The organism is Halodesulfurarchaeum sp. (assembly GCF_036626455.1).
Taxonomy (GTDB): Archaea; Halobacteriota; Halobacteria; order Halobacteriales; family Halobacteriaceae; genus Halodesulfurarchaeum.
The window spans coordinates 30,018-44,370 of the sequence record NZ_JAZKRK010000006.1; the positions used below are offsets into that span (position 1 = coordinate 30,018).

Here is a 14,353-nt window from a genome sequence, read left to right on the forward strand (position 1 = left end):
TCCCGGGTGATCGTCCTTTGTTGTTGCATGTTGCCGTAGGCAGAAGATGGATCGGTTAGCAACAGACGAGAATCCCAGGCGATGACTGTACTGGGAACCCTGGAGAGCGAAGTAGCCGAGTCAAATCATGACTGAGACGTCTGATAGAGGAGATCGTACTGATGGGCAACGTAGGTCAGTTCTCCAGCAGCCAATTGCTCCCGTCGGGTCTCAATCCAGTCTTCAGCCTCCGCTACCTCGGAATCCACCAGGACGGTCTCGACGAACCCAAGGATGGACGCCAAAAAATACGCCTCATCGGCGGGATATGTGTCTCCGTCTGGGCGGAGGACCCAGTCAGACCCTGCCATTGCAAGCAAGTCGCCGGCCCGACGACGACAGGCGTCAGCGAGGTGCCGACCGGCCTGAACATCCCGTCCGGGTTCCAAGTCGATCGCCGCGTGATACGCTTGTTCGACGGCCCGATCTGCTGGATGATCGGGCTGGAAAATCGTTCCAGCGTCAAAGGTGATCGGGAGGTATGCAAGCCCACCGGGGGTCAGCGCTGACTCGACACGCGAGAGTAACGTCGAAACCGGAACGAGATCGGCAAAGGCCTGAGCAACGAGCAGGTCGATACCATCCATGTCCTCGAGCATCGTCATCGCATCGCCGGTATCATAGGTGACCGAGAGGTTCTCGACAGTAAATCCACACTCTTGTTCTGTGACCGTATAGCCCGCCCGGCGAAATTCTGCCGGTCGCACCGCACGGCCGAACTCGACGACCCCGCAATCGTTGTCGATACCCCGATATGTGCCCGCGTCGATTCCCCATTCCAGCAACTTCGAAACAATCGTTCCCGTCCCACAACCGAGGTCAACAATACGAGGGTCCGGCCCGAGAGCGGACAACAGACGGTCCCGAACTCGAAGCGACCGCGCACGATTGTCCAGTGACCGTTTGGATTCCAGATATCGGGTCTCAGTGTGATTCATCCATCGAGCCGTCGTAAGTGGCCGGCCCAAGAGACATCGTCTTCCCACATCCGAATTCGGAGGTGATCTGGGTTCGGATCAGTCAACGCTTGCTCGACGCGGTCCCCAAACAATCGGGCGAAATGCTCGACGCTCGGATTTACCCCCTCGAACTCCGGAAGGTCGTTGAGTAACGCATCTTGATAGCGGTCCTCGAGATCATCGAGGATCGACTCGACGTCGTCGATGTTCACCAAATAGCCATACTCTCCAAGTTCAGGGCCAGCAAAACGAACTTCGACCGTGAAGTCATGGCTATGGACGTCCCCCTCTGAACCGGGTTCAGGCACCGTGAGGAAGTGTTGTGCGATGAATGTACGACTGACGGTCAGTTCGTAGGTATTGACTGTCATGAGTTTGTGTCCGTTTCAGTAGCAGTATCCCAAGCGGTTGTTTGTGAAAATGATCGCATCCGCTTCATGTCGGCATCGAGGAATCTCATTGGTAGGTAAGCAGCACCTGGAGTGTATCTTCGGGGTGGTCTTCAATAAGTCGATACCCCTTGGCCGCGTTTTCGAACGGGATCCGATGCGTGACGAGCGAATCAACAGGTAGCTCCTTCAGATTCTGGAGGGTTACCGCTGACCGGCGATCAAACGTCCAGCGACCGCGAAGTGATGGTGCGAGTGTACTCACCTGACTGGATTGTATCGAAATCCGGTCCCGATGGAAATCCCCGCCGAGATCGAGGGTGGTTGGCTTGGTCCCATACCAGGATCCAACAACAAGACGGCTATCGTAGCCTGCAAGATTAAGTGCCTGGTCGAGCGCTGGCGGGTGGCCTGACAGTTCGAAGAGTAGATCCGCGCCGCTCGGGCCGGTCGCATCGTCCCATCGGGTCTCCGAGAGTTCGCTCGGTGCTACCACCCTATCTGCACCCAGTTCCCGTGCCCGTTTCCGACGCTCCGCCAGCGGTTCGATCACGAGCAGTTCTGACAGCGGGAACGTAGCAAGGAGCCCAACCGTACAGAGACCGATGACGCCCGCACCAAAGATCGCAACCCGTTCACCGATCTGTGGCTTTCCGTCGAGGACGAGGGTGGTTGCCGTCTCGACGGTCGGATACAGTGCCATTTCGCCGGCTTCGACCTCTTCTGGTACCGAAATGACATCTGACGGCGCTGCACTGAAGTACGTTTCGTGGGGGTTGAACGCCAGCACCCGTTCTCCCAGCCACTTGTCTTCGATAGCCGAACCAGTCTCGATAACCTCGCCGACAGCAGCGTACCCGTACCGCAAGGGAAACGAAAGATCGCCATTCAACGCATCGAGGGTCTCATCAGCAGGAAGATCATTCGGAGCCTCACCGCGATAAATAAGCATCTCCGTGCCGCCACTAATTGCGGAAACCTGTGTCTCAACGAGTATCTCATCGGCGGAGTACGTCGTGGCCGTCTCGCGCAGGTCGATCGTTTCAGGTGCGGTGAAGTAAAGCGACTCCCGATGCATTAGCTATCAACTTGCGGTTTGGTTGCCCGGGGTCTCCGCGCGCCGTTCGCTCGATACTGTTCGTGGGCCGTTTTCGACTCCGCGAAGTCAGCGAACAGCGAGCTCAGCAGGGACCGACCATCTCTTTTCGCTCCAGAGAACGGGTTGAGGAACCGAGGCCCGAACTCATCGAAATGCTCCAGCGCGAACTGTTTCACTGTTTCACCATGTCAATATGAGCCGGGGTTCCTAATCACATTTCGGGCTGTTACACTACCTGTCCGAGAGAGACCCCGGAAGGTGGGACCGTTCAGTAGGAGATGGGGAGCCGATCTGAATCAAGCATTCGTTCAGCGACAAGGACCGCTCCGATCCCGATCAAGACACCGAACACTGTGTCCGAAAGGTAATGCGTGCCGAGATAAAATCGCGAGAACGCGATCAATATAGCGGCCGACGTCGTGATTACAAACGGGAGGATCTTTGACCGGTGTGCGACCATCGCGTAGACGGAAACGGCTGCCGCGTGGCCGGACGGAAACGAGTGGGCGATCGTCTCGGCACCGCCAGTCAGACAAACCGGTTGCGGCGGATACGGTCGCTGAACGAGGAGCATCAGCGATCCGACGATGACACCGCTGAGTATCAGCGCGGCCAGTGTGAGTTTGAACTCTCGGTGCCAGTCAGCCAAATAGAACAGTCCGAGAAATACCAACCCGGCCGATGCCGACCCGAGCCCGGTCACCGAGTTCATCACTTTCGTGAATAGTGGCCTTCGAAGTTCGACGACGATATCGACAGCCATGGCGTCGATCCGCAACACAAACTGCACGAGTTCCTGAAGTAGGTGGTCCATGTGATACGCGTGTCTACTGTCGGGGGATATATGGAATCTCTGCCGGGAAGGACTCCGATCCGAGTGGGAGTCAGTTACAAATGAAAAGCGAGTTGGAAAGCCATGTTACGAAAACAACGATTCCCACCAGTAGCCACAGGCCGGCTTCAAGGAAAAACGACAGTGAACCGACGTAATAGGTGACAAAGGATCCCGGCGGAATTGCAAGTGGATCGGGCGGAGTCGCGACCGGCCAGGCCAGCGATAAGAGGTCCGACGGCCGTCCGTTGAGGACCACGTGCAGCGCGTCGAGAGTGAGGTGTGACCCCCACCCGACCGTCACTGCAAGACCGGCAGTGCTGTAAAGCGCAATGGGCACGAAGACAGCCACCAGCAGAATCGAGTGACCGGCCGAGTGATAAAGATCGACTGCCCCGACAATTGCAAGGGGTTTGTCGACCACGTCCGGAATCGCCGCGCCAACTACCACCCCCGGAATCGTCAGTCGAGAAAGCCGTCCTAGCAGGGCGCCAACGAGAAGATGCGTCGGGAAGAGCATGAATAAATGATGAGTCTGGACTCACTTTACTGCTCCTGGCCTGACATCCGACCAGTAACGACCAGAAAATCCCGGGCGAACACCAAAAGCGAGGGTGTCAGGACGAACGGAGCAACTGTCCAGACCAACTCCGTCGGCGCGGCCGGTGTGAGGGCTATAGTGAGAAACACCATCTGCATGCCGGCCAAGTATTTTCCCAGGTCGCTATCGGGCGGATCGAACACCGGTTTCCCCCGGCGACGTCGCCAACTGATGCCGCCACGATAGACGTATCTAGCTGCTGAGAGGGCGAGATACCAGACCGGCAGCTGCCCCCAGAGCACTGCAACCAGCGGTGCAGCGACGAAACCGAAGGTATCAAGCGTCATATCAAGCCCTTCCCCCAGATTCGTCTCCTGCCCCACGGACCGTGCGACTATCCCGTCGAGTTTGTCGAGGATGATCCCGCTCCCGTACGCTACAGCTGGCACCACCGCGAGGCGCGTATTGGGCGGAACGACCACAAATCCAGCCACGATTGCATAGAGCACGCCTCGAACCAATGTCAACGTGTTCGCCAGCCCGAATAATCCGGCCAGTGACCCCTCAGCGGTCCGGGACGGGACGAGACGATAACTGACGTACCACAGTTGGCCCGCCAAAACGATCCCCGCGACGACCGCCGGGTCGAGGATCCAGGTGTTGACCCCGTCAAGTGGATATAGTCCCCGGAGTACCACTGTGAGTGCAAGTGCGCCTAACAGCGGAAGCCCAATCTGCATGCCGACGGAGAGGGACAGATTAGGGCGTTGTCCCATCGTCTACACATCTCGCCCACATGTTGTTACCATTCCGATTGGCCGTCAAGATCAAGCGTTTTCGTTCACCAGTGGGCCCCTTCCACGACTCCATTTGGGAAGCTGTCTCGGGAGTTGCCCTGAACACCTACCAATGGAGCCCACCATTCAAGAACGCAACAGCGCCACAAGGACGGCGAGGAGCACGAGCTGTGCGATCTTGTCGATCGCCCCAAGCGTCCCAATGTCCGCCGGGAAGCTCTTTGGGCCGGTCGCAAAATTGATGACGAACCACAGCACGAATTGAACGAGGACGAATGGGATTCCGACAGCGTACACCGTCCGGCGGCGGTACGCAATCAGGACGAGCGCAATCGCACCCAAAAAGCCCAGTCCGGCAAGGACGAAACTGATTCCCATCCCAGACGGGACCATCCTAACCCCAAGAAAGAGATGGATTCCAGCGGTGACAAGGGCCGCGACGATCCCGATCCAGTGTATCCCATCGAGGGAGTGGGTCCGTAGTCTCACCCCCTCATTCTTGTTTGTTGGCATGGAACACACTTTGGGAAAGTGCTACAAAGGTGTGGTGTCGTCGGCCCGACTTACCGCAAAATCGAACCATCGGCGAAGCCCGGAACGTCACCGTTTACCGCTCGAAATTGGTTTTTCGGAGTGAATCGATGCGCTTGATCTCCTCGGGTCCGAGCCGGGTCTTCGCTGCGGCCAGATTCGAGACGATATGGGACCGTGTCGTGCTTGAGGGGATAGGCACCACATGGTGCGTGACGTTCCACGCGAGAACAACCCCGGCCGGCGAGAGTCCATAGCGGTCCCCGATATCACGAAGGGTCGGTTCATCCAGCAGACCGGGTGCAGACAGCGGGGAGTGCGCGACCACCCTAATTCCCTCCTCGTGACAGAGCGAAACGAGGTCATTTTGGGGCCTGTATGGGTGTCGTTCGATCTGGACGATCGACGGCCGAACACGGGCCGTTTCGAGTATCCGTTCCAGTTGAGGGGTAGTAACGTTCGAGACGGTGAGCGTGCGCGTAAGCCCCCGATCCGCAATCGCCTCGAGGTTCTCCCAGGCCGTTTCGAGCGAAATGGCAGCCGTTTGGATGTTTCCCTCGTCGTCTTCGGGGAACGTCAGCGCCTCCTGTCGCTCGACAGGGTGATCGGCCAACCGGTTCAGTTGTCCACGGTGGACCCACGCTTCGGGCCAGTGGAGTGCATAGCTGTCGAAGGCGTCGATGCCGAGTTCTTCGAGACTGCGTTCTGCGGCCTCGAGCATCTGCTCCCATCGATGGTTGGTCCGCCAGACCTTTCCGAGGATGAAGACTGCCTCCGGGTCTGGTGCTCCTGGAGCGGCCAGTAGCTTTCCGATCCGATGTTCATTGCCATAGAGTTCGGCGCTGTCGAGCAGGCGATAGCCCGCATCCAAGGCCGTCGCAATGGATTCCCGTCGATCCACGTACTCACCATCGCGAAATCTCGAACAGCCGAAACCGATCGGTGGGAGTCGAATTGCCATTCGATCCGACGATCCATCGAGGGCCCCGGGTTCGACAACTGGGTGAGGAAAGGGGTCTGCTGATGTATTATACCTGGAAACCTCGACCGGGCCACGGTTTTCGGTGGCGTCCTCGATACCGTTGCAGATGGCGACCACGTGAGCACCTCGCCGTCCGGTTGCTCGCGAGGGCGCCCCATCCGCGACGCTTTGGGCGAGTCGTTCGACCGCGTCGGCATACTCGATCGATGATGTCGGCGATTGAGGCGGAACTGGGGTGTACTCGTGGCCGTTGCGCCCGAATTTGACGTTATCGATGGCTGTATCCATTGCACCGGTGCCCTCAAGGTAAAGCGATCCGTCGTCACCGTGGAGTTCTAGTCCGTAGAACTCTCGACTCCGATGTGGGGCGTAAAAACTGGCTGTCAGACGGACTACCGGACCCGATTCGAAGGCAAGTGTCGCCTCGACGTGGCTCGAAGCGGCTGGACGTTGGGCTTCACGGTTGGGCCAGACATCGAGTGCGTCTGCGATGCGGACGGTTTCGACGGGACCGAACCACGAGACGAGCAGAGTCAGCGGGTAGACGGCCCCGTCGTAGAGTGGACCGATATCCAGAAACGAGTCAGGTCGCTCGTGCCAGTCGGTGACTCGACCGACGTGTGCATGCGCATACCCAAGTTGGACAGGCCCCAACCGCCCGGACGCGAGGATCCGTGCCGCCCGGCGCTGAGATGGCCCCTGCGGGTTCTCCGGGGCAACGCCTAACGCGAGGTTCCTGTCGCGTGCCAAAGCCAGCAGTTTGCCCGCGGTATCGGCCTTGAGCGCGAGGGGTTTCTGGGAGTAGACGTGACGGTTGGCCTCCAGGGCGGTTCGGGTTACGTCGGCGTGGGCGGCGTGACTCGTCAGGTTCACCACGATCGGAGCGTCGATGTGTGCGAGAGCCGTTTCCAGGTCGGTAAACGAAGGGCAATCGTATGCAGCCCCGAGTGTTTCGGCTCGCTCACCGTCGATGTCACAGACACCTGCGAGCGAGAGTCTCGTCGACTGAAGACTGGCGGCGTACTCCGAGGCGATCGCCCCAGCCCCGACGAACAGACAGTCCATGACCATACGCCAAGCGGAACCCACATAGGCGTCCCGGCGATGGCATTTTGTCCCCGGAGGACGAACCGTGACCGTGACTGAACCGGGAATGAGCCGGCTCGGGGCCGCCTTTCTCCGGGGGCTGCAGGCGATGGGCCGGCGTATCGACTACGGGACGAACGTTTTCGAACGCGACTGGGACGTTCTCGTCGTTCTCGACGCCTGTCGTGCGGATCTCCTCCAATCGGTCGTCCCCGAAACGGACCTGTTCGATGATGTCGAGACGATGCGGTCGGTCGGGAGTTCCTCTTCGGAGTGGCTCGAGAACACGTTTCCAGGCCATCCGGAGACATCCCGGACGGTGATGGTTACTGGCAATACCTGGACTGATCGATACGTCGACGCCGACGCCTTCGCCAGTTTAGACGAAGTCTGGAAGTACGCCTGGGACGAGGAGCTTGGGACGGTCCCGGCGTGGGCCGTCACCGATCGGGCGATATCAATGGCCCGAAATCACAACCCGGATCGGCTGATCGCCCACTACATGCAACCCCATCACCCCTTCGTCCCAGATCCCCTCCCAGTCGACGATGGCATGGTCCGAAACAGTACTAATAGCAATCAGGCGAACCCATGGGTTGCACTCCGAAACGGCGATATCACGACTGAAAGGGTGTGGAAATCATACGAGGCCACGGTTCGGTATGTCCTGAATGCGGTTGAAACGTTGGTGGAGAACATCGCGGGCCAGGTCGCAATAACTGCCGATCACGGGAATCTCTTTGGGGAGTGGGGATTGTACGGTCACCCGATGAACACGCCGCTTCCGGAGGTCTTGACCGTTCCGTGGGCTGAGACAACTGGCGAAGACCGTCAGCTGCATTCGACAAAACTCGAACCCCCCGAGCCACTCCCGGTGAGCCACGTCTACGGGGCCGAAGGTGACCAGGCTCGACTTGAAGCGCTCGGTTATCGCTGATTTGTGAAAGCCGACAATATATTTCAGTCCCGCTGAAAGGTTGATTAGATGGCACAGGTCGCAGTGGTCCACAATACACTCGACTTTCAGGGTGGGGCAGATGCAGTATGCCTGGCGACCTGTGAGGCGCTCTTGACAGAACACGACGTCACGCTGTTCACCCTTGGAGAAACAGCTCCCACCGACCTTGCCGATCGGTTTGAGGCGGACGTGGCCGACATCGTGGTGCGGACACCGCTCGCAAATCCGTGGATAGCGAAGACACTCTCCCGGTTAGGCCCGACATTCGGCCCTCAACTTGCCTTCCGAAGCGTTCTCGTCGGTCAGTACTTCATGTTCCACGCCGACTCGTTTGACCTCACGGTAAGTACCGCAAACGAGATTTCGCTTCCGGTTCCGTCCCTCCAGTACGTTCATTATCCCCAATTCCATCTCCGAAATCTCGAACATGCAACCCACGGCCGGCTGAACCAGCTATGGAGTTGGATCGCCGGGCCCGAACGGGAAACGCTTCAGAACACGACACTTTTGGCAAACTCCGCGTGGACCGCGGACACCGTTGAGGAGATTTACGACGTCCGTCCAACTGTTCTACATCCGCCAGTCGACTCTATCGATGGAGGTCTCAATTGGGAACAGCGCGAAAATGGGATCATTATCCTCGGACGGATCGCCCCCGACAAACGTGTTCTGGAGGCGATTACTATCGTCGATCGTCTCCGTGATCGGGGCCAGGATGTCCACCTTCATATCGTCGGATCAGCACCGCGACTCTACCGGCCGTACGTCGAGCGTGTCACAACGGAAGCTGACCGCCGCGCACATGTTACGCTTGAGCGGGATGTCTCACGCGAGCGACTTGAAGCGCTGCTGCGAACGCATCGGTACGGACTGAACCTCAAAAGTAACGAGCACTTCGGCATGTCAGTTGCGGAGTACGTCGAAGCAGGAATGATCGCATTCGCACCAGACGGGGGCGGCCAGCGGGAGATTCTCAATGGACGCTCCGATCGGTTGTTCGATTCGATAGCAGCGGCCGTCGACACCATCGAAACGAGTCTAGAGCGAGACGATCGACCATCAGTACCCCGAGATCGGTTCGATCGCGAGCGTTTCAAATCGAAAATCAGAACACACGCAAATCGAACGCTGGACCGGTAGGCCGGCGGTAGCAGCGATTTAGGGGTAATAGGGATCGTTATTATGGGCGCCAGTGACCATCTCATATCCCGTAATGCGGTGCAGGAAGGATTCGTTTCGGGATAAAACACTTCTCGTCGTCCCGTTCCCAATTCCGCGCCTCGGTCCAAACACGGCCTCCGTCAGAACGGACCCCGTGCACCGGCTCCAGCCGTAACTAAGACAACTGTGGCACCCTCCGTCGAGCCGGACTCCCATCTGACCCAGGTCCGGAAAATGCTACCCTGACTTTATTTATAAATGTTACATTACCGGGTTTGGGACCGATCGTAAGCGAGGCTGAAACAACCGAATTGGCAAAATGCACCTACCGAGGGATTTATAAGAAGTTTTAGTAGTCCCGGGCGGATTCGAACCGCCGTCATGGGCTGTCTTCCCACCGCGGAATTCCACGACAGTCCAAAGGCCCATATGATTGGCCACTACACCACGGGACTTCACCCGGGACTTTGACTGAGTCGGATAAATGTGTGACGGCTTCGGCTCGGGGACAGTTACGTATCGAGCCGTTCGGTCACGCCCACCTCGAAGTCGTTTCGAAGGGCTTCGACGTCCATCTCCTCGAGGACTGGAACGAAAAAGCCCTCGACAAGCATGTTTCGAGCAGTCTCTTCGGGAACCCCACTGGAGGTCATGTAGAAGAGGTCTCGGTGGTTCACTTGCCCCACTGTCGCCGAGTGTGAGGCTTCCGTATCGTGGTTGTTGATGATCAGTTTCGGCGAGGCGTCGGCCTCGCTCCGGTCTGAGAGCATCAGCGTGTTCTCTCGCTGGTAGGAACTCGTGTCCCACGCATCCTGACCCACGTCCTGGGTTCCTTCGTAGACCGACCGTGCCTGGTCATCGACCACGCCCCTGGTGACGAGATCTGCGGTGGTATGTTCGCCTCGATGCCAGACTCTCGCATCGAGATCGAAGTGCTGGTCCTCACGACCGAAGAACGCACCGACAGTCTTCGTTTCTGAACCGTCACCAGCCAAGGTGGTCCCGATCTCTGACTTACGAAGCTGTGAGCCGAGATTGCCCTCCAACCAGTTGACGGTTGCATACGTGTCGGCTGTCCCCTGCGACTTGGTGTATGCGTATGTGTGGTCGTCGAACTCCTGAAGTGACCCGTAGTTCACTGTCGCGTTCTCTTCGGCGACGACCTCAGTGACGCCGCCGTAATATCGGGAGTCTTCGACTTCATCGCTGGAGGAACGTCGATCGGCGACCGTGACGGAGCTGTTCGGTTCGGCCACAACAAGTGTGTAACCCAGTCGCGAACGCCCTTCCATTGCCGTCTCAATCTTCACCGTCCCTGCATCGACTCCTTCGGGGACGTGAATGACTGTCCCACCGGACCGAAGCGCGGTTGCAAGCGCGATCAGCCTGTTGTCGAGTGTGTCGATAACTGACCCGTAATACTCCTGTACGAGTGCCGGCAGGCGCTCGAGTGCCGCGTCCATCGAAAGGACCTCGACCGCGTCGCCCCCACTCCGCTGTGATTCGGCCGGTTGTGAGAGTGGGTCTACGAGTGCTTCAAAGTCGAGGCTCTCGAGGTCGGTCCACTTCCGACCTGGGGTCTGGATGACTGGCGGGAAGTCGAGTGCTTCGACCGCTTCGAGGGCTTCCAGCCGTTTCTGAACCATCCAATCAGGTTCGTCGAACTGGTCTGCAAGTGCCCTGACCGTCCCACGGTCGACCGCTTCCCGGAACTGTGCCGTTGTCGTCATCCGAGGCTCCCCTCCATTTCGAGTTCGATCAGTCGATTCAGTTCGACGGCGTACTCAAGTGGCAGTTCTTCGGTGATCGGCTCGATGAAGCCAGCGACGATCATCTTCTTGGCGTCATCATCGTCCAGGCCGCGGGATTGGAGGTAGAAGACGTCCTCGTCGCCGATCTTGCCGACAGTCGCCTCGTGTGCGACGTCCACTTTGGACTCGTTGATCTCCATGTACGGCATGGTGTCCGACGTGGATTCGTTGTCGAACATCAGGGCGTCGCACTCCACGCTCGTCGAGGAGTTTTCGGCACCGTTCCCGATGTGCACCAGTCCGCGATAATTCGTCCGGCCACCGTCCTTACTGATCGATTTTGACTCGATAGTGGACTTGGTGTTGGGGGCCGTGTGGTACACCTTGGCACCAGTGTCGATGTCCTGGCCTTCACCGGCGAATGCGATTGTAATGTGTGTGTCAGTCGCCCCTTCTCCTTTGAGGACCGAACAGGGGTACAGCATGGTTACTTTTGAGCCCATGCTCCCTGAAATCCACTCCATGGTCCCGTTTCCGTCGACGAGAGCGCGTTTCGTGTTGAGGTTGTAGGTGTTCTTCGACCAGTTCTGCACGGTCGAATACTGGACGTGAGCGTCCTCTTTCACGAACACCTCGACAGCGCCCGAGTGAAGGTTGTGGGTCGCGTACTGCGGTGCCGAACAGCCCTCAATGTAGTGGACTTCCGAGCCGGGTTCGGCCACGATGAGCGTGTGCTCGAACTGGCCCATCCCTTCCGAGTTCATTCGGAAGTAAGCCTGGACCGGCATATCGACTGAGACGTCCTCCGGGATGTAGACGAACGAGCCGCCGGACCAAACCGCTCCGTGGAGCGCCGCGAACTTGTTGTCACTCGGGGGAACAGCCTTCCGCATGAAGTACTCCTTCACGATGTCCGGGTGCTCCTGGACGGCCCGGTCCATATTCATAAAGATGACCCCTTTCTCCTGCCACTGTTCTTTCATATTCTGGTAGACGACCTCGGACTCGTACTGCGCACCGACTCCCGAGAGAGCGTCTTTCTCCGCTTCCGGAATCCCGAGTTTGTCAAAGGTATCTTGAATCTCGTCGGGGAGGTCTTCCCAGTTTTCCGCTTCGCCACGGGTCTCGACATCAGGCCGGATGTACGGGATGATCTTCTCGACATCCAGACCCGAGAGGTCGGGTTGGCCCGGCCAATCCGTCGGCATCGGCATATTCTGATAGTGCTCGAGTGCCTTCAGGCGACGCTCGAGCATCCATTCCGGTTCGTCCTTGTCATCGGAGATGACTCGAACGGTCTCCTCGTTCAGTCCGATCTCTGATTCGAAGGCCGAGGATTGCTCCTTCTTGAACTCGAAGCGCTTCTCCGTGTCGGCGTTTTCCAGATTTTGATCTGAACTCATGTTGGGTTCACCTTAGGCCGCCCCGTACACCTGATCGCGGACCCAGTCGTAGCCGTGCTCTTCAAGATCCTTCGCAAGGTCGGCGTCGCCTTCTTTCACGATCTCGCCGTCGAGCATGATGTGGACCATATCTGGCTCGACGTAATCGAGAATCCGCTGGTAGTGGGTGATCTGCAGGACACCCGTACCCTGTTCGTCACGAAGCGCATTGATGCCGTCGGAGACGTCTTGGAGTCGATCAATGTCCAGCCCGGAGTCGATCTCGTCCAGGACGGCGACTGCCGGTTCGAGAAGGGCTGCCTGCAACACTTCGTTTTGCTTTTTCTCGCCGCCGGAGAACCCGACGTTGAGATATCGGCGGGCAAAGGACGTGTCCATGTCCAGAAGGTCCATTTTCTCTTCAAGAAGGTTGTGGAACTCCTCGACGCTGACAGGGCCTTCGTCCTCTGGGCCCGCTCTCGGGTCGGACTCGTATCCCTCGTCTTCGTCCGTTTCATCCTCGTCTTCATCCAAAATGAGTGCTTCACGTTCCTCGAGTTTGGCATTGAGTGCCGTCCGGAGGAAATTCGAGAGGGTTACCCCTTCGATTTCGACGGGATACTGGAAACCCAGGTAGATCCCGAGGGCCGCTCGCTCGTGGGGATCGAGATCTAAGAGACTCCATGTTCGTTTATCAGGCGGAATCTCGATGTCGTCGAAGTCATCCTCCTCAAGATGAAGGAGAATATCGCCCTCGGTAACGGTGTATTCAGGGTGGCCAGCAATGACCTTCGCCGTTGTCGATTTGCCGCTCCCATTGGGCCCCATGAGGGCGTGGATCTCGTTCGAGGAAACCTCGAGATCGACGCCCTTGAGGATCATTTCGTCCTCTTCTGTCACAGTCGCGTGAACGTTCTGTAATTCGAGTGTCGCCATCGATTAGGTCATCCTAAATAACGGCTGAGAAACGTTTAATGCTTGCGCATCCGGCGGCCAACAGGCGTTTCACCTGAGAATACCCAACGCTGAAACCCACTGCCCTGGAATATTCACTAATGACGATATCGGGACGACTGGACGGTGACACCGCAGTAATTACTGGGGCAAGTGCTGGAATCGGACAGGCGACTGCACGAGCCTTGGCTGGGGAGGGTGCGGCAGTGGTTCTTGCAGCCAGACGTGAAACGCGGTTGAAAACCGTTGCCGACCAGATCCGCGCTGATGATGGAACTGCGCGAGTCGTTCCAACGGATGTGACGGACGAAGCCGCAGTAAACGCACTCGTCGAAACCACTGTCTCCGAGTTTGGTGGCCTTGATATTGTCGTCGCCAATGCCGGCATCGGCCGAGGAGAGGGTGTAAAAGATCTCGAAACGGACGCCTACCGCCAGATGATGAATGTCAACGTGGACGGGGTCTTTTATTTGACCAGGGCGGCCCTCTCCCATCTAACCGACACCGAGGGGAATTTGATCTTTATCGGAAGTTTCGCCGGCCAGTTTCCGCGTCCCTTCAATCCGGTCTATGCAGCGACGAAATGGTGGGTTCGAGGATTTGCAAAAAGTGTCATGGCAGACGTCGGTGGCGAGGGAGTCGGCGTCTCGATCATCAATCCATCCGAGGTCCGGACCGAGTTCGGATTCGAGGAGGGGGATTCGTTCGAAGCCCAGTACAAACCCGGCACCGTCACCGAACCCGAGGAAATTGCTGACGCAGTCACCTTCGCGGCCAGCCAGGATAATTCGACAGTGGCTGAGCTAGACCTCTTCCGTCGTGACAAGTTTGAAACGTTCGGGTCGAACCGCTAAACGGAGAAGTCTTTTCAGTCGGTATGAAGACCCTTTGA

14 protein-coding genes and 1 tRNA gene are annotated in these 14,353 nt (G+C 58.0%); 3 read left to right on the forward strand and 12 right to left on the reverse strand.

Annotated features, from left to right (window positions below):
- Positions 1 to 125: 125 nt before the first annotated feature.
- The 8 genes from V5A26_RS03355 to V5A26_RS03390 all read right to left on the reverse strand — a co-directional run bounded on the left by V5A26_RS03355 (position 126) and on the right by V5A26_RS03390 (position 7,234).
- Positions 126 to 977, reverse strand: coding sequence for an SAM-dependent methyltransferase (locus tag V5A26_RS03355; protein WP_332321140.1), 852 nt, complete (start codon positions 975 to 977; stop codon positions 126 to 128).
- Positions 974 to 1,369, reverse strand: coding sequence for a 6-pyruvoyl trahydropterin synthase family protein (locus tag V5A26_RS03360; protein WP_332321141.1), 396 nt, complete (start codon positions 1,367 to 1,369; stop codon positions 974 to 976). Before V5A26_RS03360 ends, V5A26_RS03355 begins: the two co-directional genes overlap by 4 nt.
- A gap of 85 nt (positions 1,370 to 1,454) precedes the next feature.
- Positions 1,455 to 2,465, reverse strand: a complete 1,011-nt coding sequence (locus V5A26_RS03365) for a zinc-dependent alcohol dehydrogenase (RefSeq protein ID WP_332321142.1) — start codon at positions 2,463 to 2,465, stop codon at positions 1,455 to 1,457.
- Positions 2,466 to 2,754: 289 nt separating this feature from the next.
- A complete protein-coding gene (locus V5A26_RS03370; protein ID WP_332322217.1) occupies positions 2,755 to 3,300 on the reverse strand; it encodes a phosphatase PAP2 family protein in 546 nt (181 codons plus the stop codon).
- Between the two features lie 70 nt (positions 3,301 to 3,370).
- Positions 3,371 to 3,838 carry a metal-dependent hydrolase gene (locus V5A26_RS03375; protein ID WP_332321144.1) on the reverse strand — a complete coding sequence of 156 codons (468 nt, stop codon included), beginning with the start codon at positions 3,836 to 3,838 and terminating at the stop codon, positions 3,371 to 3,373.
- Between the two features lie 26 nt (positions 3,839 to 3,864).
- On the reverse strand, positions 3,865 to 4,635 hold the full coding sequence (locus V5A26_RS03380; RefSeq protein WP_332321145.1) for a CDP-alcohol phosphatidyltransferase family protein: 771 nt from the start codon (positions 4,633 to 4,635) through the stop codon (positions 3,865 to 3,867).
- Between the two features lie 147 nt (positions 4,636 to 4,782).
- The gene (locus tag V5A26_RS03385) at positions 4,783 to 5,169 is read right to left on the reverse strand and encodes a DUF7475 family protein (RefSeq protein WP_332321146.1); all 387 of its coding nucleotides are present in this window, start codon (positions 5,167 to 5,169) and stop codon (positions 4,783 to 4,785) included.
- A 94-nt stretch (positions 5,170 to 5,263) separates the two neighbouring features.
- Entirely contained in the window at positions 5,264 to 7,234 is a 1,971-nt protein-coding gene (locus V5A26_RS03390) for an aldo/keto reductase (protein ID WP_332321147.1), read from the reverse strand.
- Between the two features lie 88 nt (positions 7,235 to 7,322).
- Here V5A26_RS03390 and V5A26_RS03395 point away from each other — a divergent pair, with 88 nt between their 5' ends.
- Positions 7,323 to 8,192, forward strand: coding sequence for a sulfatase-like hydrolase/transferase (locus tag V5A26_RS03395; RefSeq protein WP_442908746.1), 870 nt, complete (start codon positions 7,323 to 7,325; stop codon positions 8,190 to 8,192).
- 48 nt (positions 8,193 to 8,240) lie between these two features.
- The gene (locus V5A26_RS03400; RefSeq protein ID WP_332321149.1) at positions 8,241 to 9,353 is read left to right on the forward strand and encodes a glycosyltransferase family 4 protein; all 1,113 of its coding nucleotides are present in this window, start codon (positions 8,241 to 8,243) and stop codon (positions 9,351 to 9,353) included.
- Between the two features lie 374 nt (positions 9,354 to 9,727).
- Here V5A26_RS03400 and V5A26_RS03405 read toward each other — a convergent pair.
- The 4 genes from V5A26_RS03405 to V5A26_RS03420 form a co-directional block, all read right to left on the reverse strand.
- Positions 9,728 to 9,829 (reverse strand) — tRNA-Gln (locus tag V5A26_RS03405).
- A 57-nt stretch (positions 9,830 to 9,886) separates the two neighbouring features.
- Positions 9,887 to 11,104, reverse strand: coding sequence for a Fe-S cluster assembly protein SufD (sufD, locus tag V5A26_RS03410; protein ID WP_332321150.1), 1,218 nt, complete (start codon positions 11,102 to 11,104; stop codon positions 9,887 to 9,889).
- Positions 11,101 to 12,528, reverse strand: a complete 1,428-nt coding sequence (sufB, locus tag V5A26_RS03415) for a Fe-S cluster assembly protein SufB (RefSeq protein WP_332321151.1) — start codon at positions 12,526 to 12,528, stop codon at positions 11,101 to 11,103. The genes sufD and sufB overlap by 4 nt, the downstream gene beginning before the upstream one ends.
- 12 nt (positions 12,529 to 12,540) lie before the next feature.
- On the reverse strand, positions 12,541 to 13,443 hold the full coding sequence (locus V5A26_RS03420; protein WP_332321152.1) for an ABC transporter ATP-binding protein: 903 nt from the start codon (positions 13,441 to 13,443) through the stop codon (positions 12,541 to 12,543).
- A 119-nt stretch (positions 13,444 to 13,562) separates the two neighbouring features.
- On the opposite strand from V5A26_RS03420, the gene V5A26_RS03425 reads away from it, so the two are divergent.
- Positions 13,563 to 14,315: an SDR family oxidoreductase gene (locus V5A26_RS03425; RefSeq protein ID WP_332322218.1), complete on the forward strand. Its 753-nt coding sequence runs from the start codon at positions 13,563 to 13,565 to the stop codon at positions 14,313 to 14,315.
- Positions 14,316 to 14,353: the final 38 nt, after the last annotated feature.